Genomic DNA, 24,560 nt, shown 5'->3' on the forward strand with positions numbered 1-24,560 from the left:
CATGCAACTCGGCGTCTGCTACTACCCCGAACAATGGCCCGCCGAGGGGTGGGCCGAGGACGCGCGCCGCATGCGCGAACTGGGCATCGCCTGGGTGCGCATCGGCGAGTTCGCCTGGAGCGAGATCGAGCCCGAGCCGGGCCGGCTCGAGTGGGGCTGGCTCGACCGCGCGATCGCGACGCTGCACGGCGAAGGCCTGAAGGTCGTGCTGGGCACGCCGACCGCGACACCGCCGAAATGGCTGGTCGACGCGCACCCCGAGATCCTGGCCGTCGACGAACACGGCCGCCCGCGCGGCTTCGGCTCGCGCCGCCACTACTGCTTCGCGAGCCCGGTGTACCGCGAACTGTCGGCGCGCATCGTCACGGTGATGGCGCAGCGTTACGGCCAGCATCCCGCCGTGGCCGCCTGGCAGACCGACAACGAGTACGGCTGCCACGACACGGTGCTGAGCTACTCGCCGGCTGCGCGCCTGGGCTTTCGCCGCTGGCTGGCGCAGCGCTACGGCAGCGTCGAGGCGCTCAACGCCGCCTGGGGCACGGTGTTCTGGAGCCAGCGCTACCGGCACTTCGACGAGGTGGATGCACCGGTGGGCACCGTCACAGAGGCGAACCCGGCGCACCGGCTCGACTACCGGCGCTACTGCAGCGACGAGGTCGTCGCCTACAACCGGATGCAGGTCGCGATCCTGCGCGCGCAGTCGCCCGGCCGGCCGATCGCCCACAACTACATGGGCTTCTTCACCGAGTTCGACCACCACGCGGTGGCACGCGACCTCGACATCGCGAGCTGGGACAGCTACCCGCTCGGCTTCACGCAGGACCGTGCGGGCCTCGCGGACGACGAGAAGCGCCGCTGGCTGCGCACCGGCCACCCGGACATCCCGGCCTTCCACCACGACCTGTACCGCGGCATGAACGGCGGGCGCTGGTGGGTGATGGAGCAGCAGCCCGGCCCGGTGAACTGGGCGCCGTGGAACCCGGCGCCGGCCGACGGCATGGTGCGCCTGTGGACCTGGCAGGCCTTCGCCCACGGTGCCGAGGTGGTGAGCTACTTCCGCTGGCGCCAGGCGCCGTTCGCGCAGGAGCAGATGCATGCCGGCCTGAACCGGCCCGACCGCGCGCTCGACCAGGGTGGGCGCGAGGCCGCCCAGGTGGCGCAGGAACTGCAGCAGATCGCCACGAAGACGCACCTGCGCGGCCTGCGCGTGCAGGCGCCGGTGGCGCTGCTGTTCGACTACGCCTCGCACTGGATCGGCCAGATCCAGCCGCAGGGCGCCGACTACAGCGTGATCCACGAATGCTTCCGCGCCTACGGCGCGCTGCGTGGCCTGGGGCTGGACGTGGACGTGCTGCCGCCCGATGCCGACCTCGCCGGCCACGCGCTGATCGTGCTGCCCGCCTTGCTGCACGCGGACGACGCGCTCGCCGCGCGGCTCGCGGCGGGCACGGCGCAGATCGTCGTCGGCCCGCGCGGCGGCTCGAAGACGGCGCAGCTGTCGATCCCCGACACCTTGCCGCCCGGTCCGCTGGCCGCGCTGCTCGGCCTGAAGGTCACCCGCGTGGAATCGCTGCCGCCCGGCATCGTCGAGCCCGCCGCAGGCCTGGCGCAGCCGCTGCCGCTGATGCGCTGGCGCGAGCGCGTGGAGCCTGCCGGCGCGGTCGCCGAGGCCTGCTACGCCGACGGCGAGCCGGCGCTGCTGCGCCACGGCCGTGCGCGTTACCTCGCCGGCTGCCCGGACGTGGACGGCTGGCGCGCCGTGTTCGAGCGCGCCGCGGCCGATGCGGGCCTGTCGACGCAGCGCCTGCCCGACGCGCTGCGCGTCAGCCGCGTGGGCAGCTTGACCGTCGCCTGCAACCTGGCCGACGAGCCGCAGACCTGGCAGCCCACGGGTGCGGCCGGCGCGCTGCTCGGCGGCCCGACGATTCCCCCCCACGGCGTCGCGGTCTGGCAGACCGCGCCGGCCGGATGACAGCCGTTCCCTGATGCGTCGACCCCGACGCCGCGCAAACCCCAAGAAGGAGACACCATGCGCCGCAGTTCCCCTGTCCTGACCCGCTTCTCGCTGGCCGCCGCCCTCACGCTGGCCGCCGCGGGCGCCTTCGCCGGCGAACTCGTCATCAACACCGACGCGTCCGACCCGGCCCCGAAGGCCGCCTTCGAGGCCGTGGTCAAGGGCTTCGAGGCCGCCAACCCGGACGTGAAGGTCAAGGTCAACACCTTCGACCACGAAGGCTTCAAGACCTCGATCCGCAACTTCCTCTCCGCCAACCCGCCGGACGTCGTCACCTGGTACGCCGGCAACCGCATGGCCCCGTTCGTCAATGCCGGGCTGTTCGAGGACGTGAGCGACGTCTGGCAGAAGGAAGGCCTGGACAACCAGCTCAAGTCCGCCGCCGCGTCGATGACGATCAACGGCAAGAAGTGGGGCGTGCCCTACACCTACTACCAGTGGGGCATCTACTACCGCAAGGACCTCTTCGCCAAGCTGGGGATCAGCGAGCCGAAGACCTGGAAGGAGCTGCTGGACGCCTGCGCCAAGCTGAAGGCCGCCAAGATCACCCCGTTCGCGATCGGCAGCAAGCAGACCTGGCCCACCGGCGGCTGGTTCGACTACCTGAACCTGCGCGTCAACGGCTACGAGTTCCACATGGAGCTCACCGCCGGCAAGGTGCCCTACACCGACAAGCGCGTGGCCGCGGTGTTCGACCGCTGGGACGAACTGGTCAAGCCGGGCTACTTCCTCGCCAACCACCCGAGCTACATGTGGCAGGAGGCGCTGCCCGCGTTCGTCAAGGGCGAGGCGGCGATGTACCTGATGGGCAACTTCATCGTCGCGCCGCTGAAGGAGGCGGGCCTGAAGGAGGACCAGCTCGGCTTCATGGCCTTCCCGACCATCACGCCGGGCCTGCCGCGCGCCGAGGACGCACCGACCGACACGGTGCACATCCCGAGCAAGGCGAAGAACAAGACCGACGCGAAGCGCTTCCTGGCCTACATGGCCAAGGCGGACGTGCAGAGCAAGATGAACGAGACGCTCGGCCAGCTGCCGGTCAACAAGGACGCGACGCAGCCGAACGACCCGTACCTGAAGTCCGGCTTCGCGCTGCTGTCGACGGCCCATGCGCTGGCGCAGTTCTACGACCGTGACGCGGTGGCCGAGATGGCCAAGGCGGGCATGGACGGCTTCCAGCGCTACATGCTCAAGCCCGAGACGCGCGGCGAGATGCTCAAGCGCCTCGAGGACGTGCGCCAACGCGCCTACAAGTAAGCCGTCTTCCTGTTCCACCCCATGCGCAGAGCGGCCGCCGCGGCCGCCCTGCGCGGGAGGAGAGCCCGATGTCCGTCCCCGCCCCGCGCCTGGCCGCCACGCCGCCGGCTGCCGCTCCACGCGGCAGCAGCTGGTGGGCGCGCCACCAGCGCCAGCTCGCGCCCTGGCTGTTCCTCGCGCCCGCGCTGCTGGTGTTCCTGGTCTACGTGATCGCGCCGATCTTCCAGTCCATCGCGATCAGCTTCACCGAGTGGGACGGCATGGGCCCGCAGACCTGGATCGGCCTGGCCAACTACGCCGAGCTGGCGAAGGACCCGGACTTCCGCACCGCGCTGGTCAACAACATCATCTGGCTGGTCGGCTTCCTGCTCGCGATTCCCGCCGGGCTCGGCCTCGCGCTGTTTTTGAACCAGACGGTGTTCGGCATCCGGCTCGTCAAGTCGCTGTTCTTCTTCCCGTTCGTGATCTCGCAGGTCGTGATCGGCCTGGTGTTCAGCTGGTTCTACGACCCGACCAACGGCCTGCTCTTCCATGTGCTGCATGCGCTCGGCATCCCGCCGGTGGCGGTGCTGTCCGACGAGCACCTGGTCACCTACGGCATCGTCGCCGCGGGCCTGTACCCGCAGATCGCCTACTGCATGATCCTCTACCTCACCGGGCTGAACAACGTGCGGCCCGACCTGATCGAGGCCGCGCGGCTCGAGGGTGCCAAGGGCTGGAGCATGCTGTGGCACGTGGTGCTGCCGCAGCTGCGCCCGGCGACCTTCATCGCCGTCGTCGTCACCGTGGTCGGCTCGCTGCGCAGCTTCGACATGGTGTCCATCATGACCCAGGGCGGGCCCTACGGCTCCTCGCGCGTGCTGGCCTACTACATGTACGAGCAGGCGCTGTCGGAGTACGGCTACCGCATGGGCTACGGCACGGCCATCGCGACGGTGCTGTTCCTCATCATGCTGGTCTACATCGGCTTCGTGCTGGCGCGGATCTGGCGGCAAGAGAAGGAAAGCTGACATGTTCCCGACCCCGATCGACCGCGCCTCGGCGCCCGTGCGCGGGCTCTACAAGGCCGCGCTGCCCCTGTCGCTGCTGCTCTGGCTGGCCCCCATCGTCGCCGTCGCGCTCACCTCCATCCGCGGCCAGGCCGACCTGAACGCCGGCAACTACTGGGGCCTGCCGACGCAGTGGCAGATCGCCGAGAACTACTCGGCGGTGTTCACGAACACGCCGATCCTGCACTACATCGGCAACAGCTTCCTGGTGACGATACCCACCGTCATCGGCGCGGTTGCGCTGAGCTGCCTGGCCGGCTTCGCGCTCGGCATCTACCGCTTCAAGCTGAACCTGTGGGTGTTCTTCCTGTTCGTCGGCGGCAACTTCGTGCCGTTCCAGATCCTGATGGTGCCGGTGCGCGACCTGAGCCTGAAGTTCGGGCTTTACGACACCGTCACCGGGCTGGTGCTGTTCCACGTCGCGTTCCAGACCGGCTTCTGCACCTTCTTCATGCGCAACTTCATCCGCGACCTGCCGCACGAGCTGATCGACGCGGCGCGTGTGGAAGGCGCGAGCGAGATCCAGATCTTCTGGAAGGTGGTGCTGCCGCTGGTGCGCCCGGCTATCGCGGCGCTCGCGGTGCTGATCTTCACCTTCATCTGGAACGACTACTTCTGGGCCACCGTGCTGATCCAGGGCGACCACGCGATGCCGGTCACCGGCGGGCTGAAGACGCTCAACGGCCAGTGGGTGGCGCAGTGGCAGCTGGTCTCCGCGGGCTCGATCGTCGCGGCGCTGCCGCCGGTGATCATCTTCTTCCTGATGCAGAAGCACTTCATCGCCGGCCTGACGATGGGTGCGACGAAAGGCTGAGCGCGTGGCGCGTGAACTGATCACCCTGCAGGCGCGCGGCTGCGCGATCGCGCTCGAGCCGGTCGAGGGCGGCGTGCCGCTGTGGCGTCACTTCGGCGCGGCCGGGCTGCCCGCGGCGAGCTGGCCGCTGACCGAGGCGCGCATGCAGCCGCCCAACGCGCTGGACGGCGACCTCGCCTTCGCGGTGCTCAACACCCATGGCCTGGGCTGGTTCCAGCAGCCTTCGCTGCTGGGTTCCCGCGCGGGCGACGCGCAGGGCGAGGGCGGCGACTGGGCGCAGCAGTTCGTGGTGGACCGCATCGACCACGACGCGCAGTCGCTCAGGCTGGTGCTGCGCGACGAGGTCGCCGCGCTCGGCCTCGAGCTGCACTACCGCATCGATCCGGACAGCGAGGTGTTCACGCTGCACGCCGAGCTGGAGAACCGCGGCACGACCGACTTCCGCGTCGACTGGCTGGCCGCGGCCTGCGTGCCGCTGCCGCCGCAGGCCGGCCAGGTGCTGGGCTTCGCCGGCCGCTGGGCGCTCGAGTACCAGCAGCACCGCGAGGCGCTCGGCATCGCCGCCTGGCGGCGCGACTGCCGGCGCGGCCGCAATGCACACGACACCTTCCCCGGCGTGATCGTCGGCACCACGCTGGCCGACGACGATGGGCCGACCTGGGGTGCGCACCTGGCGTGGAGCGGCAACCACAGCCTGCTGATCGAGCCGCTGCCCGACGGGCGGCGCCAGCTGCAGCTGGGCGAATGGTTCGCGCCGGACGAACTGGTGCTCCGGCCGGGCGAGCGCTACCGCACGCCGGATGCGCTGCTGAGCTTCAGCGCCGGCGGCCTGAACGGCCTCTCGGCCAACTTCCACCGCCACCTGCGCACGAACGTGCTGCGCTGGCCCGGCGGCCGCATGGCGCCACGACCGGTGCACCTGAACACCTGGGAGGCGGTCTATTTCGACCACGATCTCGCAGGCCTGAAGGCGCTGGCCGACGCGGCGGCCGAGGTCGGCATCGAACGTTTCGTGCTCGACGACGGCTGGTTCCACCGCCGCGACGACGACACCCGTTCGCTGGGCGACTGGTGGCCCGACGCACGCAAGTACCCGCAGGGCCTCGGCCCGCTGGTGCGCCATGTGCGCGGGCTGGGCCTGCAGTTCGGCCTGTGGGTCGAACCGGAGATGATCAACCCGGACAGCGAACTCTACCGCGCCCACCCGGACTGGGCGCTGCAGCTGGCCGGCCGGCCGATGGTCACCGGGCGCAACCAGCTGGTGCTGGACCTGTCGCGCGCCGAGGTGAGCGACCACCTGTTCGGCCGGCTCGATGCGCTGCTGCGCGAGCACGAGATCGCCTACCTCAAGTGGGACATGAACCGCGACCTCGCCACCGCCGCCACCGGCACCGGCCACCGCGGGCGCGCCGGCTACCACCGCCATACCGAGGCGCTGTATGCGCTGCTGGCGCGGCTGCGCGCGGCGCACCCGCAGGTGGAGATCGAGAGCTGCTCGTCCGGCGGCGCGCGCGCCGACGCCGGCATCCTGCGCCACACGCAGCGCGTCTGGACCAGCGACTGCAACGACGCGCTGACGCGCATCGGCATCCAGAGCGGCTTCCTGCGCTTCCTGCCGCCGGAGATCATGGGCGCGCACATCGGCCCGCGCAGCTCGCACACCACCGGGCGCACGCACGAGCTGGCCTTCCGCGCCGCGGTGGCGCTGTTCGGCCACTTCGGCGTGGAGGCCGACGTGCGCCAGCTCGGCGCCGACGAGCGCGCGGAACTGGCGCGCTGGATCGCGCACCACAAGGCCTGGCGCGAGGTGGTGCACCACGGTGTGCTGCGCCAAGGCACGCTGGGCGCGCTGGCCTGGCTGCAGTCGCGTGCGCAGGACGGCAGCGCCGCGCTGGTGGCGCTGTACCGCCGCCACGAGGAGTTGCCGCGCTACTCGCCGTCGCTGCCGGTGCCCGGGCTCGACCCGGCGCGGCGCTACCGCGCGCAGGCGCTGCACGTGCCGTCGCTGCACCACGCGCGCCACGGCGCCCCGGTGTTCGACGCCTTGCGCGAAGGCACGCTCGAGCTGAGCGGTGCCGAACTCGCCAGCATCGGCCTGCCGATGCCACCGCTGCCGCCCGAATCGGCCGTGGTGGTCGGACTGCGGGCGGTGACATGAGGCCCCCACGCTCACTTCGTTCGCTGCCCCCCAAGGGGGCGCGTCGCCACCTTCGGAACGGCCGGGCGGTGACGACATGATCGCCGTCGACTGGGGCACGAGCAGCTTCCGCGCCTACCGGCTCGCGGACGACGGCTCGGTGCGCGCGCAGCGCAGCGCCGCGGCCGGGCTGCTCGCCTGCGGCGGGCGCTTCGAGGCGGTGCTCGCGCAGCAGCTCGAGGGCTGGGACGACGAACTCGTCGCGATGGCCGGCATGATCGGCAGCCGCAGCGGCTGGCACGAGGTGCCCTACGTCGCCGCGCCGGCCGGTGCGGCCGAGATCGCGGCGGGCATGCATGCGTTCGAGGCGGCCTCGCTGCCCGGCCGCCGGCTGCTGATCGCCCCGGGCCTGAGCCACCAGCCGGCCGCGGGCGCGCCGGAAGTGATGCGCGGCGAGGAGACCCAGATCGTCGCGCTGCTCGATCGGCTGCCGGGCGCGGGCCCGCACGTGGTCTGCCTGCCCGGCACGCACAGCAAGTGGGTGCGGGTCGAGGCCGGCCGCATCACCGGCTGGCAGACCGCGATGACCGGTGAGCTGTACGCCCTGCTGCGCCAGCACAGCCTGCTCGCCGCGCTGATGCCCGCACCGGCCGAGACCGACGGCGACGATCCCGAGGCCTTCGCACGCGGCCTGGCCGCCAGCGCGGACGATGGCGGCCTGACGCACCACCTCTTCGGCGTGCGCACGCGCGGCCTGTCCGGTGCGCTGCAGCCCGGGCAGGCGCCGTCCTTCCTGTCCGGCCTGCTGATCGGCCACGAACTGAAGGGCCTCGTGCCGGCCGGGGCCACGCGCGTGCACCTGGTCGGCAGTGCCGCGCTGCTGCCACGCTACGAACGTGCGCTCGCGGCGCGCGGCCTCGCGACGCAGCGCCACGACGAGGCGCTCAGTGCCCGCGGGCTGCACGCCCTGGTGCGCGCGCGCCGTCCCTGAACCCCTGACCCCGAGGACATCCATGAGCCGCTTCGCCACCTACCCCAGCCTGCAGGGCCGCACCGTGTTCATCAGCGGCGGCACCACCGGCATCGGCACCGCGTTCGTCGAGCATTTCCACGCGCAGGGCGCGAAGGTCGGCTTCGTCGGCCGCAACCGCGCCGCCGCCGACGAACTGCTCGGCCGCCTGCCGTCGGGCGCCGGGCCGGCACCGCTGTTCATCCCCTGCGATGTGACCGACATCGACGCGCTGCGCGAGGCGATCGTGCAGACGCGCGCCGCCTTCGGGCCGATCGGCGTGCTCGTGAACAACGCCGCCAACGACCAGCGCCACGCGGTCGAGGAGGTGACGCCCGAGTTCTGGGACCAGTGCATGAACGTCAACCTGCGCCACCAGTTCTTCGCCGCGCAGGCGGTGCTGGACGACATGGTCGGCCTGGGCGGCGGCTCGATCATCAACCTCGGCTCGATCAGCTGGATGATCAAGGGCGCCGGCTACCCGGCCTACGCCACCTGCAAGGCGGCCATCCACGGCCTGACGCGCTCGCTGGCCAAGGACCTGGGCAAGCGCAACATCCGCGTCAACGCGCTGGTGCCGGGCTGGGTGATGACGGACAAGCAGCTGAAGATGTGGGTCACGCCCGAGTCCGAGCGCGACATCGACGCCAACCAGTGCCTGCCCGGCCGGCTGCAGTCGGAGGACATCGCGACCATGGCACTGTTCCTCGCCGCCGACGACTCGCGGATGTGCACCGCGCAGAGCTTCGTCGTCGACGCCGGCTGGTCCTGATCAGGCGTCGGGCGGCCGCAGCATCTCGATGTGCGGGATGCCGTCCTCGAGGTAGGGCTCCCCGACGGCTGCGTAGCCGTGGCGGCCGTAGTAGCGCTGCAGGTGCGCCTGCGCGCTGATGCGGTTGGCCCGCCCCGGCCAGTGGCGCGCGAGCCCGGCCACGGCCTCGGCCATCAGTGCATGGCCGAGCCCGGTGCCGCGCTGCGACGCGACGGTGACCACGCGGCCGATCGAGGGCTCGTCGTACTTGTGCCCCGGGTCCACCACGCGCAGGTAGGCCAGCAGCGTGCCGGCCGCATCGCGCCCGAGCAGGTGCCAGCTGTGCTGGTCCAGGCCGTCGGCGTCGAGGTAGGGGCCCTGCTCGAGGATGAACACCTGCTGGCGCAGCGCGAGCACCTCGTACAGGCCCTGCAGGTCGAACTCCGCGAAGCGCAGCCAGCGCCACGCCAGCGGCGTGGCCGTCATTCGGTGGTGGGGCGTGGAATCATGTCCGGACCAGTCTAGCAGCCGGGTCCGTCCGCGACGATCACGCGCCGCGCGCGACAATCCGCGTCGGCCCCGCCCTCCGACCGCCATGAACCGCTCACTGCTGCTGCTGTGCGTCTGCCAGGCGCTGTTCATGACCAACAACGTCACCTTCATCGCGATCAACGGCCTGGTCGGGCTGCGCCTCGCGCCGCAGGGCTGGATGGCCACGCTGCCGGTGATGGGCTACGTGGTCGGCAGCGCGCTGGCGGCCGGGCCGGTGGCGCGGCTGCAGTCGCGCTGGGGCCGCCGGCGTGCCTTCCAGATGGGCCTGGTGGTGGCGGCGCTGTCGGCCGCGGGCGGGGCGCTGGCGGTCAGCCTCGGCAGCTTCTGGGGCGTGCTGGCGGCCACCGTGGTGGCCGGCTTCTACAACACCAACGCGCAGCTCTACCGCTTCGCCGGGCCGGAACTGGTGGCGCCCGAGAAGAAGGCGCAGGCCATCTCGCTGGTGATGGCCGGCGGGGTGGCCGGCGCGTTCATCGGGCCGAACCTGGCGCACCTGACGCGCGACTGGCTGAGCGCCCCGTTCGCCGGCGCCTACGTGGCGCTGGTGGGCATCGCGCTGCTGGGCCTGGTGGTGATCTCGCTGGTGCGCTTTCCGCCGCACCAGGCGCCGGCACCGGGCAGCGACACCGGCCGCCCGGTGGCCGAACTGGCGCGCCAGCCGGAGTTCGTGGTCGCCGTGGTGTGCGCGGCGCTCGCCTACGGCGTGATGAACCTGCTGATGGCGGCCACGCCGCTGGCGATGGAGCGCTGCGGGCTGCCGTTCCGCGACGCGGCGCTGGTGATCGAGTGGCATGTGCTGGGCATGTTCGTGCCGGCCTTCTTCACCGGCCACCTGATCCAGCGCTTCGGCACGCTGCCGGTGATGGCGGTCGGCCTGGCGCTGAACCTCGCCTGCGTGGCGGTGGCGCTGTCGGGCGTCGAGCTCGAGCGCTTCCTCGCCGCGCTGCTGCTGCTCGGTGTCGGCTGGAACTTCCTGTTCACCGGCGCGACCACGCTGCTGACCACCACCTACCGTCCGCAGGAGCGCATGCGCGCCCAGGGCACGATGGACTTCTGCGTCTTCACCGTCACCGCGGTGACCGCCTTCGCCTCGGGTGCGCTGGTGACGACGCAAGGCTGGTTCCTGCTCAACCTGGGCTCGCTGCTGCCGCTGCTGCTGATGGGCCTGGCGCTCGGCTGGCTCGGCCTGCGCCCGCGTTTGCCGCAGCAGACCGGTTGAGCAACCGACGTGGACCCCCGAGGAGAAAGCCGATGTCGCCCCAGGCACTGGACGGACTGAAGGTCGTCGAGATGGGTCAGCTGATCGCCGGCCCCTTCGCCGGCAAGACGCTGGGCGACTTCGGCGCCGAGGTGATCAAGATCGAGGCGCCGGGCAGCGGCGACCCGCTGCGCAACTGGCGCCTGCTCAAGGACGGCACCTCGGTGTGGTGGCAGGTGCAGAGCCGCAACAAGCGCTCGATCGCGCTGGACCTGCGCGAGGCCGAGGGCCAGGCGATCGCGAAGAAGCTGATCGCGCGTGCCGACGTGCTGGTCGAGAACTTCCGCCCCGGCACGCTGGAGGGCTGGGGCATGTCCTACGAGGAGCTGTCCCGCGACAACCCGGGCCTGATCATGCTGCGCATCAGCGGCTACGGCCAGAGCGGCCCGTACCGCGACCTGCCGGGCTTCGGTGCGATCGGCGAGGCGATGGGCGGGCTGCGCCACCTCACCGGGGAGCCCGGCCGCGTGCCGGTGCGCTGCGGCGTCTCGATCGGCGACACGCTGGCCGCGCTGCACGGCACGATCGGCGTGCTGACCGCGCTCTACCACCGCAAGGTCAACGGCGGGCGCGGGCAGGTGATCGACGTGGCGCTGCACGAGGCGGTGTTCAACGTGATGGAGAGCCTGGTGCCGGAGTACAGCGCCTTCGGCGCGGTGCGCGAGCCCGCCGGCTCGGCGCTGCCGGGCATCGCGCCGAGCAACGCCTACCGCTGCGGCGACGGTGCGGTGGTGCTGGTGGCCGGCAACGGCGACAGCATCTTCAAGCGCCTGATGAGCGCGATCGGCCGCGACGACCTGGGCAGCGACCCGACCCTGGCCGACAACGCCGGCCGCGTGAAGCGCGTGGCCGAGATCGACGCGGCGATCGAGGCCTGGACCCTGCAGCGTCCGTCGGGCGAGGTGCTCGCGCTGCTGGGCGAGGCCCGGGTGCCCGCCGGGCGCGTGTACACCGCCAAGGACATCGTCGAGGACCCGCACTACCGCGCGCGCGACATGATCCTCACGCAGGCCACGCGCGACGGCTACGAGGTCGAGGTGCCGGGCATCGTGCCCAAGCTGCTGGGCACGCCGGGGCGGGTGCGCTCGCCGGCGCCCCGGCTCGGCGACGACACCGACGCGGTGCTGGGCGAACTCGGCTTCTCGGTCCAGGACATCGCGGCACTGCGCGGCCGCAAGGTCGTGGCCTGAACACGCGGCCCGGGCGGGTCCGGGCGAGGCGGGCTCACTCGATGTTCTGCACCTGCTCAGGGAGATCGGCCGGGAAGCCGCATGGATGCTGGGTTTCCGGACTCGAGGTCGCTGGCGGGTACACGTGTGGGTACACAGGAATTGGGGGCTGGAGCCGGTGTCGGCTCCGCACAACAGACTGTGCCATGACATCTGCCCCGGCGGCTGGTTGATTGGAACCGTGCATCAGGTTTCGGGCCTGGCCGCAGGCACGATCAGCGGTGGCAGGCAGTCGGCAAAGCGCGGCTGAATCTTGCTCATGCGCTTGGCCAGGGCCTCGTCACCCGAGAGGATGGCCAGCAGCATACCGGCCATCGTGTACAGCCCATTGGAGCTGCGCACCACGTTGGCGAGCAGTTCGACCGGATAGCCCGTCAGGCCGCGCTGGATGGCATGGATGCCACCGTGCACGAAAGAGTGCAGGGCCGGCGCATTCACGTCCTTGAAGTGCGTGAGCATTTCGACCGCGCCGTGGGGCGCTTTGCCGACGATCTCGTCGAGCATCGCCTTGGCCATTGGCAGCTTGGCTGCGGCCTTCTCGGAGGCGGCATCGAGTGTGGCGACCAGGCGGTCGATCTGGTCGTCAGACGCGGCGTACAACAGCCATACAGCCCGCGTCAGGGCCTCATGCTGAAGCCGCATCATGCTGATGCCGGCGGTGGGGAGTGGCTGCGCGAGCAATACCCGAAGAGCGGTGCCATGCTCCAGCGAGGTTTGCGAGGCCGAAAGAGCCACAAGCGTTCGAGGGCTGTCGTCGAACAGTTGCAGTGTGTCCCCACCCAGCATGCGGTTCACCTCGGATTCCAGGTCCCGCGAGCGGTCCAGCAGACGCCCCAGTTCGCCAAAGCCTGTGTCCCTCACTGAGCGCTCCTCCAGCCTACTCATGTCGATCGTCGGCGTGTCGATCAGCGAAGTCCCTACAGTCGCAGGGAAGTGATGGTCTCCTCGACGTTGGCCGCCTGACCGCTTCGCCTTGCCCGGGCAATGACGATCGATCGATTGCCCGCCAGGCCCTCCTGGACGAGCTGGGCCACTCGCGCAGATGACACCGATCGGGTACCTATCCAACCGTCCCGCACGAGGTCTGCGAAAAGCGTGTTGCTGAGATGCCGGCCACAGTTCTCGAAGGTGATCTGACGGCCTCCTCGCGGGCCCAATGAGGCTGGATCTGCCAGGACGGACTCGATGTGCTCTCGCGACAGGTACATACCGGGCAGGAGGGCCTCGGAGAGCACTTCTAACTGGATTCGGGAACAGAACTTGAAGAAGAACCCATCGCCGTGCAGGCGGTATGCCGACACCCCATCGGTTGGGGTCCACCGATCGGCAATTGCTTGGCGAAAACCGACCATCCGAGCCAGTTCCGCGTCGAATCGCGCATCCGGCCTGTACACGGCCGTTCTCTCGGGATCGTCGTCCTCGCGCTCCATGGACTTGTACTGGACCATGGTCCACGCATCGAAGTCCTCGTGGTAGTACAGCAGGTCAACGCCCAGCGCATGCTCAACCGATGAGCGGTTGACGTTGAAGACTTCCAGCTTTCGCCCGCCCGTCGAGAAGACCGCACCCAGCAGCGTCGTGCGTCGTCCCTCCGCCTGCGGGAAGGACGCGGCATCGCGGGCGATCAATTGGTCTTCGATCGTCCGGACGCCTGCCAGGCCGTCCAAGAAGGAAGTCAAGTTGTCCCCAGTCGGCGCGGTCCACCCCTGCAAGGTCGCTTTGCGCAGCCGCCCCGTCTGATCGAAAACGTCGAGCGCGACGCCCGTAGCATCGCGCTCCTGCGCCACGACCTCAGTGCCCGGCCGCGTGATGCGCTCACGGCTTTGCTCTCGCAGGCGCTCCAGCCGTTCGACGGCTTCCAGGGAGACCGGATCGATTTCCCGCAGCGCGCGCTTGAGGCTCTGCCAGGTCGCGCCAGGCACCGGGCCGCCCGATCCCGAGCGGCTGCTGATGATGTTGCGCTGCACACCTTCTCCGATGCGCTGCACAACGTCGGCGATCTTGATGTCAGTCGGAGTGACCTCGGTGAAGTCCACTTTCACCTTGCCGGTCGCAACACGATGCCCCTTGCGCGCCAATGCCCAGTGGGTGATGGCATCGGGCTCGAACATCAAGCCGCAAACCTCCCACTGCCGAACGGACCAGTCGGCACTGCTGAGTGCGTCGGAGAATCCATCGGCCGGGTCGCGGATGCCGTTCAACAGGTAGTTGCGCCGATCCTCGTCGAAGTGGATCAGGTAGCCGGCGACACGGTCAGGCATCTTGTGCTCCTTCAGCGTGACGGTGTCTGATGCATGAGCGCAGTGCGGGCGGTTGGATCAAGTGGCCAACTCGGTTGACAACCGGTTCCACTGAATCTGCCGATTGCGCCAGTGATCGGTGATCCCCTGCGTGAAGTCGCCGCGAACCAGCTTTGCTCTTCGTTCGCACCACCCGTCCGACTCACGCCGAACGACGATGCCCTCAAGCGGGCCGTCGCGAAAGCGGCTGGGCCAAAGTTGCACCTTCGCCGACAAGTCAGAGAGGGTGAAGCGTCCTTGTGCGAGGCAGGGCGTTGTTGCAAGGCCCAGCTCGGCGGCCAGGTCGTCGCGGCGGCTGCTGCTCCAAAAATGGCCCGAGCTTCCTTCGAACACGTCAAAGAGCAGAAACCAGTCGGGCAGCCGTGTGTAGTCCAGCGAGTGGCGAGCGGCGCACCACTCGCCGAACAGCATCAGTCCGTTGTCTGCGTGCTCCAGTAGCGCGTCACCAATCCCGCTGCTGTGTATCGCCAGCCACTGCGGCAGCCGTGCGAACTGCCCGCTGTGCGGCTCGGCCAAATACTGCCCGCGGTTCTGCACACGAAGCTCACCTTCGGCGCTGAGCGAGAAGCCGAGGTTGGCGCCGTCCACCTTCTCTTCGAGCACGACCTCGGCAGACAGCAACTCCGCTGCCTCGGCCTCCGACAGCACCTTGTCGTCACGCGGCTCACCGCGCCCCAGCCAAGCCAGGTGAGGCGTGTGCGGAAAGCGGAAGAACGCGTTCATGGCGGTGGCAACGAAGGCGCCGGCTTGTTCGGAAACTTGTTCGCGTAGAAGCGGCAGGCGTCGTCCGGGCACAGAAAGTCCACCCGCACGCCTTGGGCCGCGAGTGCCGGCCACCAGTCCAGCCACTTGCTGTCGGCAGCCTGCCAGACCGGAGGCTTTCCGGGGTGCGCGTACGCCACCGCCGCGAACTTGCGGTCAGGTGCGTCGAACTGCGGCTCCAGCGCCGGGTCGGGAAACTCGGCAAAGCGGTCCGGCGTCAGTTCGGTAAGTGGCACGGTCTCGACCCGTTTGGCGTTGGCGGTGTTCTGCAGCAGCCATTTCAGGAAGACATTGCCTGCGCCCTTCTGGACGTTCGGCCGGTTCTTGTGCAGGTACTCGCCGACGATGCGGAAGCCGTCGTCGATCACCGCAGTGCCTCCAGCCTGCATCGCCTGCAAGCGCCGCACGCATTCGTTCACGCAGTCTTCTGAAACGTCAGCATGGTCGCCATTGGCCACCAGCAGCACGTTGGTGTCGATGACAGCCTTCATTCGGCAGGCTGCCCTGCTGCTTGCGCCTTCTTGCGGTTCATCGCGGCCAGGGTGCGCGCGGCAATATCGGCCATCTCGTCGCCAAAGAAGTTCGGCGGCCAGTTCTCGATGTCGCCGAAGAGGTTGAGCTTCAGCGGCTCCAGGTCGGTCCCTGCGGCCGAGCGACGGCAGAAGTACACCGCCACGTCCTCGGGCGTCAGCACACCCTCGGCCACCCGGCGCTGCAGTCGGTTGAGGAAGTGCTCGGAGTGGCTCTCCACGATCAGCTGTATTTGGCGCTCCACCCCGTCCTGGCGCGACTGGATCGCCGAGATGAACACGTCGGCCAGCTCGGCCTGAACCTGCGGGTGCAGGTGGATCTCGGGCTGCTCCATCCAGACGGTGGAGTGCGGCGGGCAGTAGAAGGCCTGTACCAGTGCCGGGAGCACTTGCGAGACACCAAAGCCCACGTCGGTGATCTTGACCTCCGGAGACTTCGGCCCCGTCTTGACGAGAACCTCGTATTCCTTGCGGCCCACCGCGACCGGCCGCACCGAGAAGTCGGTGATCACGCCCAGGTCCTTGAGCCAGCCGGCGATGAACTCGGCAAACGCCTGCTTGGACCTTCGCGGGCCGCGGTTGAGTTGCCGCGCGTCGCCTTGCGCCGCAAGGATGGCTGCGATGGTTTGTTCGCCCATCGGCCCCACGCTGGCTGGCGTGTCGCCCGACCACTGGTAGATGCGCTGCGGGTGGCTGCGCAGCGGGCCCAGGTACGACAGGTTGTCGAGCATGGCCTCGGTGGCGAGCGCGAAGTCGGCCATGAAGCCGGCGTTCTTGAACCGAGCTGCGGTCACGTCCGACAGGCGGTAGAACTTCTCGGGCTCTTCCAGCGGCCACTGCCGGCCGTCAGCCTTTCTGAACTCGTAGTGCTTCGACTGCAGGTGCAGCTTGCGCTGGGCGTCGCGATGAAAGTCGACGTCCAGCACCGTGACGCCGCCGCTCTGCAGGGCGTAGCGCATGGTCTGCACTTCAGGCTGCGCACTCTTGCCGGCAGCCATTTCCACCTCCAGCTTCATGTCCTGGCCGGCGTAGCGCCGCGTCAGTTGCAGCGGGTCTTTCACCTCCAGCGACTTGGGCAGGCGCCAGCCCAGCTCGAAGCCCAACGTCTGCTGCAGGTCGTGGCCGTGCAGGCAGTCCTCGAAGGTGCCCAGGTCGATCAGCGAGGCCGAGTCGCCCAGATGCAGCGCACGCTTGCGGTCGGTGGAGCGCGCGGTCTGCTGCAGCGCCAGCAGCAGGTGACCCAGGCTGCTCTTTCCCGCGCTGTTGGCCCCGAAGATCACGGTCAACGGTGCGAGGCGGATCGGCCCTGTGTCCTTCCAGGCCTTGAAGTTCTTGATGCGCAGGTGGGTCAACATGGGGTCAGTCCTTTGGCGATGCTTCTGCGCCCGCAGTCAATATCAGCTCTCGATCGGCATTGTCGAAGGGGCCGTTGTGTCGGCTCAGAATGTCTTGAATCTCTGCCGGCTTGAACGCCACGTCCCAGCACCAGCGGCCGAAGCCGCCCTTGGCGTTCACGGCCTTCACCCAGAGGGCCAGGGCATCGCGCTTGGCGCTATTCATCGGCGAGTCCTCGCCCTTGATCTCCAGCACCAGGTTGCGCCCGTTGGCCAAGCGCACGATGAAGTCGGGGATGAAGCGCTTTCGGGAACCACCCCAGAGGTAGTAGATCTGGAAGCCGAGATGGTCATTCTTGGCGTAGGCATTCACCTTGTCGCTGGCGTCGAACAAGGTGGCGGCGTAGATCTCCCACGAACTGTCACCGACCACGTGGCTGATCTGCGACTTGCGCGTCGGCTGGTTGCCTTTCGTCGTGTACCAGGTGCGCATCGCGCGGGTGGTGCCGATCGGCTGCTCGGGGTCGAACACCGGTTCGATGCTGGCCACGTTCTGCTGCTCCACGTGTTTCACCACGTGCTGCACGATGAGGTCCATGTTCAACGCCACCAAGATGCGCCGCCGCACGCCCTCGGCATGGAACAGGCTCGGGATCACGAGCCTCTTCGACCCCAGGAATTGCTCCACCAGCCGTATGAGCTGGAACACCAGATACTCCCGGTTCCCCGTGAACTTGCCGGCAAGCTGGTCGAACGCCTTGCGGGCTGCCTGGAACACGATGCGCTGCTCGCGGAACTCTTCGGGCAGCTTGCTGAGATCGATGTTCGTCGTCTTGCTCAGGTCGGTGGCGCCTCCCACCGCCGGCGCCAGTTCGGCGGTGATCACGGTCTGGGCCGGGTCGAGGTGCAGGTCAGGCACCTTCGACCATTGCACCGACAGCGCCGGCTTCACGATCGTGTCCACCCGCAGCAGGTTGGGCCAGCGCACTTCGAATTCGTTGCGCGCAGGCAATGACTCGATCTGGGTACTCGGCTTCGGCGGTGGTGGCGTCTCTCCTCCTTCTCCCGCATCCACGAACACCGACAAGGGCACACCGAACACGTTGACGTACTCAGGCACGAATAGCCCGTTTTCGTCCTTGTCGTAGCCCACGCGGCGCAAGCCGCGGCCGATCACCTGCTCGCACAGCAACTGGCTCGTAAAGGCACGCAGCCCCATGATGTGGGTGACGTTCTTCGCGTCCCAGCCCTCGGACAGCATGGCCACCGAGATCACGCTCTGCAGCCGCTGACCTGCCTGCCCATGCTTGCCCACGTTGTCCACGATGGCGCGCAACAGGTCCTCCTTGTCCAGCGCCAGCAGCCGTTCCTCACGGTCTTTGGGGAGGTGGGCCGCCTTCACGATGTCGCGCAGGCGGTTTGCGTACTCGGTGGTGCCCAGCAGGTAGTCGCGCACCGCAGGGGGCAATGGCGCCTTGCGGATCAACAGTTCAAGCTGTGCATCCAAGGGCGCCTTGGCGTGCTCGGCCCAGTCGTCGTCGGTCAGGCCCAAGTGCCGTGCCAGCACCTGCAGGCGGTCGGCGTCCTTCTTGACCTCGTCGAGTTGCTTCGCCACGCCCGCTGGCACCGCCAATGCCTTCAGCAGCGAGCCCAGCCGCGCCTTGAACACGCTCTCGGAGCCGGCCTTCTCGCCGATCTCGGCCTTCTCCAGCACCTTGGAGTCCACGCGCAGGGTCTGCTCCGGTGACTTCAGCTCGGGCCAGTGCGCATCACCATGGTTCAGGTAGTGCTCGATGCGCGCGGCGGTCTCCACGCGGTTGCACACCGTCAGCATCACGGGCGGGGAGTGGTGCCCTGCCTTCTGCCATTCGTGCAACGCCACGCGCCAGTCGGCACCCAGCAGCGTATAGGCGTCCTGCACCAGCTTGGGCAGCGCCTCGTGGGGTTCGGCGCCGCGGCGGTTCAGGTCCTGCTGCACATCGGGGTCGCGGTACAGGTGGTAGAGCTTGGAGCGGTAGCTCTTGGCATCCGGCAGCGCATCGTCACGGATCACCACGCGCGGCGTCTTCACCAGCCCGGCTTCGATGGCGTCGGTCAGGCCGAAGTCGCTGACGATCCAGCTGAAAAGGCCTTCCTCGCTGTTGGTCTTGCCGGTGGGCGCGAACGGCGTGGCCGACAGGTCGAAGCAACGGCCGATGCGCCGCGTGTGGTGGATGCGGTCCAGGCCCTCGATCCAGCGAGTGGCCTCGTCCAGGTCCAGGCCCAGGCGTTCCGCGTCCGCCTTGCTGATCTTCACATCGGCCGGCTTGCGGTAGGCGTGGTGCGCCTCGTCGTTGATCACCACGATGTCGCGGTGCTGCGCCAGGCGGCCCAGCACGCGGCGCGTGTAGACCTCGTCGGTCTCGCGTCCCTTCTTGACCACCGAGCGATCCGGCTCCTTCGCCGGCATCAGGGTGTGCCAGTTCTCCACCAGCACTTCGGCCTGGTTCAGCTTCTGCCGCAGTGATTCGGACGGACAGGTCGAGAACTCGTCATAGGCATTGGCGGGGTTGCCCGGCAGCAGCACCTGCAGGCGCTCCTTCACGGTCAGGCCCGGCGCCACGATGAAGATGGCGCGCGAGAAGTCTCGTGGCCGCTTCGGGTAGGTGACCGCGTTCAGCACCTGCCAGGTGATGATCATGGCCATCACCGTGGTCTTGCCCGAACCGGTGGCCATCTTGCTGCACACCCGCTCCCAGGGCCCGCCATCGCCTTGCAGGAATACGCCCTGGCGGTAGGCATCGGCTGCCTCCACCCACCAGATCAGCGTCTCGATGGCCTCCAACTGGCAAAAGTAGAACGGGTGCTGGCGCGCGCCCTGGTCTTGCCAGTGGGCCAGCAGCTGGCGGGTGACCGCGGTGATGCCCGGGTAGTCGTCGGCGCGCCAGCGCTCGATGCGCTGGCGGATCTCGTTCACCTGGTCCAGCGTCTCCACACGGCGCGTGTTGTTGCGCACGTCGTAGATCTCATAGCTGGCCGGCCGGCGTTCTTCCACCAGCGTCAGCGTGCCGTCGCGCTGTGGCTGCCAGTGCCGGCGCGGTGCCTCGAAGGGTGAGTTGATGATGACGTTGCCGGGCGTCTTCATGCCGACACCTCGGGCGGGGTGGTCGGCGCGGGCGGGCAGACCCGGCGCAGTTCGGCGAAGTCACCGTTGGCCCGCCCCGCGATCTCGCTCCAGGCGCGGGCAAAGGCCGGGCGCTTCAGGTTCGTGCGGATGCCTTGTTCCCAGAACGCCCAGGTCTCGTCGCTGATCCGTCCCTGGTCATGCAGGAAGACCTGGCTGTTGCACAAGTCGAAGTAGCGATAGAACTCGTCGAGCTTCTCGCGGTGCAGTTCGTCGCTGATGGGTTCACCCAGCAGCGCGGGCAGCGGCAGCGTCGAGGCCAGCTCTCGATACTCACGCACCAGGGCATCCTCGAAGCTGGTCATGCCCTGCTTGTGCATGTGCCACAGCTGCCAGGCGGCCACGATGGCAGCCATGGCCGTGAACACGCCGCCGACGCCGCCCCCCAGTGCGGCCCAGTCCTGCCACGTCATGCCCCGGCTCCCGAGGGCGCTGCCGTCAGCGGCAGGATCTTGAGCGACTCGATACCCCGGTCATCGACGATCTTCACCGCCGCCTTGCCGTTCTTGCCCGCCTCGAACGGCAGCGACACCGTGCCGTGGAACTGCTCCAGCAGCGCTTCGTCCAGCTCGGCGCGGATGCTCTTCTTCAGCTTGCGCCAGCCCTCGTCCTTGCCTGCCATGGGAAAGAACACCTGGTGCGGGAACAGGCTGCGGCCGTCGTAATCGGTGTCCAGGCTCCACATCGCGATCTTGGCCTTGCCGCCCGAGATGAGCTCGCCCTTCACGGTGTCGAAGTAGTCGAAGCCCATCACCTCCACCTGCCAGCGGCCGTCGGGGCGCTGCGTGGCGTGCACCTCGGGCTGGCCCATCAACCAAAAGCTCTGGTTGCTGGAGCGGGCCTTCTTCAGGTCTTCGGTCAGCAAGTCCGTGTTCATCTGCGCCTTCAGCGCCGTGATGCCCTTGAAGGCGTCGATGTCCTTCGCCGCCTCGGGGTCGAAGGTGAAGGCGCAGAACACGATCATCTTGGGCCGCGGGAACAGCTCGCCCGCTTCGCCGATGGCGTGCTCCACCTGCCGCTGCTCCAGCGCGCCGTGCTCGGGGCCGAAGCTCACCACCACGCGCTCGCCGCGCTCGCCGCTCTCGGCCAGCGTCCCGGTGGCGTGCAGGCAGGTGGTGCCCGCCATCACGTCCAGCTCGGCGAACTTCAGCATCTGCCCGCCCTTGCCGCGGATGCCGGTCTTCAGCAGCTCGTCGCGCCACTGCTGCTGGCGGCTGGTTTCGCCGCTGCGCGCAATGCTGGTCTGGTAGGCCTGGTCTTCGGTGGGCGTGGCGGCGGCGCCGCCTTCGGCCGCCTCCAGGCTCAACACGGTGGGGAAGGGCACCGCCTCCACCGTGAACGGGCCGGTGATGCGCAGCTTGGTCTTGCTCGGCTCGGGCTTGTCGTACAGCGTCTCGCTCTCGGCATTGGCGGCGATGGAACGGTCCATCTCGGCCTGCATGCGCTGGCGGGCGGCGTGGAAGGCGTCAAAGGGCTCGCGCAGACCCTCAGGCCACTCGTCGGGCAACGCGCCGTCTTCGCTGGGGAACGGCACTTCCCATTCGTGCAGCGCCACGCCCTGCTTGCCCAACGCCAGCTTCTGGCCCTTTCGCACGCCCTCGGTGACGGCCAAGGGCTCGGTGGGTGGGTGCTGGGCCAGCGCGGCGTTCAGCGCGCCGAGCGCCGCGTCGATGGCCGGGTGCAGCCTATCGTAGATGGCGTCGATGTCAGCGTTGTTGGCGATGGACTTTAGCGTGACGTGCGGCACCGTCTTGTAGATGAAGCCGCCCTTCAGGCCTTCGTGCGGGTAGGCCAGCTGGTAGTAGTCGTAGCTGGCCGTCATCAGTCGCTGCTTGGCCAGCGTGACGGCGACGCGCGAGGTGTCGCAGGTGACCCAGCGGCGTCCCCACTTTTCGGCGACGAAGGCGGTGGTGCCGGAGCCGCAGGTGGGGTCCAACACGAGATCGCCAGGGTCAGACGTCATTAGGACGCAGCGCTCGATTACACGGTCTGAGGTTTGGACCACATAGGTGCGGTCTAGCGCCCCTCGAACATCAAACCAGATGTTGTTGAGATGCGTGACAGCAAAGTCGTCGAAGTACCTCTTGTAGATGCGACGGCCCGACCGACGAATCAGTCGATTTGCCTTTGCCAGTCGATACATGCCAGGGAAGGTCGCCTTCCAGTTTCTTGTTGGCGTTGAGTCGTACTCAATACTCTGCCATTCGAACTTGCCCGTGGTGTTTTCGCGGAACCCATCGGATACGGCGGTATCCGTGGTGAGTATCCTGGCGCCATCTGGCAACGGCACCTTCTCCAGTGCCTCCTCCTCGGTGATGCGTCGGATCCGCCCGCTGGCTTCTTCGACGCGGTTGTACTCAGTCGCGCCATCCGAGCCAGCGCTCTTAGTCAGATACAGCGCGTTGTACTTGACCTGCTTCTTGTCTCGGCAGTACCAGACCAAATAGTCGGTAACCATCGACAACGTTTCGCTCGTGGCGCCTCCTGTCTTCTTGATGGCGATGATGGACAGGAAGTTGTCGACACCGAGGAGCTCATCGCAAAGCTCTCGTACGTGGTGCAAGTTCTCGTCAGAGATTTGCACGAAGACACTACCAGTTGGGGCAAGTAGATCGCGCGCCAGTAGCAGTCGGTCTCGCAGATAGGCTAGATATGAGTGAATCCCGAGCTGCCACGTGTCTCGGAACGCCTTGATCATCTCGGGCTCTTGGGTCAAGTCGGCGTCGCTACCGTCCTTGACTTCGCGATTTCCGATGAAGGGTTGGAAGTTGCTTCCATACCGAACACCGTAGGGCGGGTCGATGTAGATCATCTGCACCTGCCCGGCCATGCCCTCCTTGACCAGCAGACTGTTCATCACCAGCAGGCTGTCGCCGGCGATCAGCCGGTTGGCCCAGCCCTTGTCGTGGCGATAGAAGTCCACCGCGGCGCGCAGCGGCAGACTCTCGAAGGGCGCCTCGAAAAGACTGGCCTGGCGGCCCAGGGGTGAGGGCTCTTCGGCCTTGAGCGTGGCTGCTGTCTTGCCCTTGGTGTCGTTCGCTTCTTCCAAGCGCTTGCGCACCGCCGAGAGGATGCTCATCGGGTCGATGCGCTCGTGCACGTGCAGGCTGACCGTGTCCACCTCGAAGCTGGTGCGCTCGGCCTTGCCAGCCCACTGCAGGTAGGGCGCACCGCGGCGCTTGATCTCTTCCAGTGCGCCGCGCTCGGGCGGCGCGGGCACCTTGGCCGTCAGGCGCTGGCGCAGGTTGCCCACCACCTCGCGCACGGCGGCCTCGTCGCTGCCGGCCAGCGCATGGTCGAGCCAGGCCACGATCTCGCCGATCTGCTGCTGCATATGGCTGCTGCCTTCGGCCAGCGCGTCGTCGACCAGCGTTTCCAGTTCGGCCCGCGCGCCGTCGAAGTTCAGCACCGGGTCCAGGTGCGGGTCGTACGCCCAGGTCTGCTTGGGTTGCTGCGGGTCGCTGGCTTCGCTCACCAGGCCCACCTCCGGGTTGTTCTTGCGCCGGTCGTTGTGGCGGTAGCTCAGAACCTGGGCCGGTTCGTTGGCATCGGCGGCGCGCAGCTTCTGGGTCTTGGGCGCTGTGGAGGTGTTGGCCTTGGGTGGCGCCGCGGCATTGGCCGCTTCTGCGGGCGCGGGCGCTTCGCCCTGCAGGGCGAAGCTGTCACTGCCCGCCGCGGCGGCGGCGGCACGGCCGGTCGAGCCGCCGCGGCCCTTGCCCTTGACCACCAGCCCGCGTGCGACCAGGTCTTCGCGCAGGCCGGAGAAGTCTTCAGCCGTCACGGTGAGGCCCGCTGCCATGGCGGCCTGGGTCCACTGCGCGAGCAGGCTGCCGTTGCCCACCATGCTGCCGTTGGCGGGCAGCAGGTCCAGCAGGCATTGCTGCAGTCGTTGTCGTGCTTCTTGTTCTGTCACTTGATCTCCCTGTCGTTCTTGGTGCCTGCTCTGATCTTCTTCTTCTGCGGCGGCGTGGCGCTGGCCGGCTCACTGGGCCAGTCCTCGACGGTCAGGCCCGGTACCCGCTGGAACTCGCGCAGCTTGCGCGTCAGCAGCGTCATGCCGCGCGAGCGCGCATGGGCCGCGATGAACAGGTCGTGGCTGCCGATCCCGCCGCGGTCGGCGGTGCCACTGCGCTCCAGCGTGGCGCGGATGTCGGCGTAGTGCTCGTCGGCCGGCGTGTCCAACGGCAGCACGGTCAGAGCCTGCAGCAGCTGCTCCACCCGCTGTGTGAGCGGTGCCGAGCCCTTGCGCTGTGCGCCAAACCGAAGCTCGCACGCCGCGACGATGCTGGTGCACACCGTATCGGGTTCCAGCGCGTTCAGCTTCTGGGCCAGGGTGCCGTGGGGGTTGCGAACCAGCTCGGAGAGGGCGTTCGTATCGAGCATGCAGGGCAGCGTGCGCGG

19 protein-coding genes are annotated in these 24,560 nt (G+C 68.4%); 9 read left to right on the plus strand and 10 right to left on the minus strand.

Annotation, left to right across the window (positions count from 1 at the left end; translation table 11 throughout):
* The first annotated feature begins 1 nt into the window (after position 1).
* The 7 genes from D9C15_RS15800 to D9C15_RS15830 all read left to right on the plus strand — a co-directional run bounded on the left by D9C15_RS15800 (position 2) and on the right by D9C15_RS15830 (position 9,052).
* Positions 2-1,972: a beta-galactosidase gene (locus D9C15_RS15800; RefSeq protein ID WP_127998941.1), complete on the plus strand. Its 1,971-nt coding sequence runs from the start codon at positions 2-4 to the stop codon at positions 1,970-1,972.
* 57 nt (positions 1,973-2,029) lie between these two features.
* On the plus strand, positions 2,030-3,271 hold the full coding sequence (locus D9C15_RS15805) for an ABC transporter substrate-binding protein (protein WP_127998943.1): 1,242 nt from the start codon (positions 2,030-2,032) through the stop codon (positions 3,269-3,271).
* 68 nt (positions 3,272-3,339) lie between these two features.
* Positions 3,340-4,281 carry a carbohydrate ABC transporter permease gene (locus D9C15_RS15810; protein WP_127998946.1) on the plus strand — a complete coding sequence of 314 codons (942 nt, stop codon included), beginning with the start codon at positions 3,340-3,342 and terminating at the stop codon, positions 4,279-4,281.
* 1 nt (position 4,282) lies between these two features.
* Complete coding sequence (locus tag D9C15_RS15815) at positions 4,283-5,134, plus strand: carbohydrate ABC transporter permease (RefSeq protein ID WP_127998948.1); 852 nt, start codon at positions 4,283-4,285, stop codon at positions 5,132-5,134.
* A 4-nt stretch (positions 5,135-5,138) separates the two neighbouring features.
* A complete protein-coding gene (locus D9C15_RS15820; RefSeq protein ID WP_240668428.1) occupies positions 5,139-7,292 on the plus strand; it encodes an alpha-galactosidase in 2,154 nt (717 codons plus the stop codon).
* Between the two features lie 76 nt (positions 7,293-7,368).
* Positions 7,369-8,262 (plus strand): 2-dehydro-3-deoxygalactonokinase, encoded by an 894-nt coding sequence (locus tag D9C15_RS15825; protein WP_127998950.1) that lies wholly within the window; start codon positions 7,369-7,371, stop codon positions 8,260-8,262.
* A 22-nt stretch (positions 8,263-8,284) separates the two neighbouring features.
* On the plus strand, positions 8,285-9,052 hold the full coding sequence (locus D9C15_RS15830) for an SDR family NAD(P)-dependent oxidoreductase (protein ID WP_127998952.1): 768 nt from the start codon (positions 8,285-8,287) through the stop codon (positions 9,050-9,052).
* Here the strand turns inward: D9C15_RS15830 and D9C15_RS15835 are convergent, their stop codons facing one another.
* Positions 9,053-9,517, minus strand: coding sequence for a GNAT family N-acetyltransferase (locus D9C15_RS15835; RefSeq protein WP_127998954.1), 465 nt, complete (start codon positions 9,515-9,517; stop codon positions 9,053-9,055).
* Between the two features lie 109 nt (positions 9,518-9,626).
* Here D9C15_RS15835 and D9C15_RS15840 point away from each other — a divergent pair, with 109 nt between their 5' ends.
* Positions 9,627-10,802: an MFS transporter gene (locus D9C15_RS15840; RefSeq protein ID WP_127998956.1), complete on the plus strand. Its 1,176-nt coding sequence runs from the start codon at positions 9,627-9,629 to the stop codon at positions 10,800-10,802.
* 32 nt (positions 10,803-10,834) lie between these two features.
* Positions 10,835-12,031, plus strand: coding sequence for a CaiB/BaiF CoA transferase family protein (locus D9C15_RS15845; RefSeq protein ID WP_127998958.1), 1,197 nt, complete (start codon positions 10,835-10,837; stop codon positions 12,029-12,031).
* A gap of 225 nt (positions 12,032-12,256) precedes the next feature.
* Here the strand turns inward: D9C15_RS15845 and D9C15_RS15850 are convergent, their stop codons facing one another.
* The 9 genes from D9C15_RS15850 to D9C15_RS15890 are packed head-to-tail and all read right to left on the minus strand — an operon-like array spanning position 12,257 to position 24,542.
* A complete protein-coding gene (locus tag D9C15_RS15850) occupies positions 12,257-12,931 on the minus strand; it encodes a DUF6988 family protein (RefSeq protein WP_205854819.1) in 675 nt (224 codons plus the stop codon).
* 56 nt (positions 12,932-12,987) lie between these two features.
* Positions 12,988-14,331 (minus strand): hypothetical protein, encoded by a 1,344-nt coding sequence (locus D9C15_RS15855; RefSeq protein ID WP_127998960.1) that lies wholly within the window; start codon positions 14,329-14,331, stop codon positions 12,988-12,990.
* A 57-nt stretch (positions 14,332-14,388) separates the two neighbouring features.
* Positions 14,389-15,093 (minus strand): RNA ligase family protein, encoded by a 705-nt coding sequence (locus D9C15_RS15860; RefSeq protein ID WP_127998962.1) that lies wholly within the window; start codon positions 15,091-15,093, stop codon positions 14,389-14,391.
* Positions 15,090-15,623: a type II toxin-antitoxin system VapC family toxin gene (locus D9C15_RS15865; RefSeq protein WP_127998964.1), complete on the minus strand. Its 534-nt coding sequence runs from the start codon at positions 15,621-15,623 to the stop codon at positions 15,090-15,092. The genes D9C15_RS15860 and D9C15_RS15865 overlap by 4 nt, the downstream gene beginning before the upstream one ends.
* Complete coding sequence (locus tag D9C15_RS15870; protein ID WP_127998966.1) at positions 15,620-17,017, minus strand: AAA family ATPase; 1,398 nt, start codon at positions 17,015-17,017, stop codon at positions 15,620-15,622. The genes D9C15_RS15865 and D9C15_RS15870 overlap by 4 nt, the downstream gene beginning before the upstream one ends.
* A gap of 4 nt (positions 17,018-17,021) precedes the next feature.
* The gene (locus D9C15_RS34060; protein ID WP_240668429.1) at positions 17,022-20,120 is read right to left on the minus strand and encodes a DEAD/DEAH box helicase family protein; all 3,099 of its coding nucleotides are present in this window, start codon (positions 20,118-20,120) and stop codon (positions 17,022-17,024) included.
* Entirely contained in the window at positions 20,117-20,572 is a 456-nt protein-coding gene (locus D9C15_RS15880) for a hypothetical protein (RefSeq protein WP_127998968.1), read from the minus strand. The genes D9C15_RS34060 and D9C15_RS15880 overlap by 4 nt, the downstream gene beginning before the upstream one ends.
* The gene (locus D9C15_RS15885) at positions 20,569-24,072 is read right to left on the minus strand and encodes a site-specific DNA-methyltransferase (RefSeq protein ID WP_205854820.1); all 3,504 of its coding nucleotides are present in this window, start codon (positions 24,070-24,072) and stop codon (positions 20,569-20,571) included. Before D9C15_RS15885 ends, D9C15_RS15880 begins: the two co-directional genes overlap by 4 nt.
* Positions 24,069-24,542: a type II toxin-antitoxin system VapC family toxin gene (locus tag D9C15_RS15890; RefSeq protein ID WP_127998970.1), complete on the minus strand. Its 474-nt coding sequence runs from the start codon at positions 24,540-24,542 to the stop codon at positions 24,069-24,071. The genes D9C15_RS15885 and D9C15_RS15890 overlap by 4 nt, the downstream gene beginning before the upstream one ends.
* Positions 24,543-24,560 lie beyond the last annotated feature (18 nt).

Origin of the sequence: Piscinibacter defluvii, from assembly GCF_004011805.1 — a bacterium.
Taxonomy (GTDB): domain Bacteria; phylum Pseudomonadota; class Gammaproteobacteria; order Burkholderiales; family Burkholderiaceae_C; genus Piscinibacter; species Piscinibacter defluvii.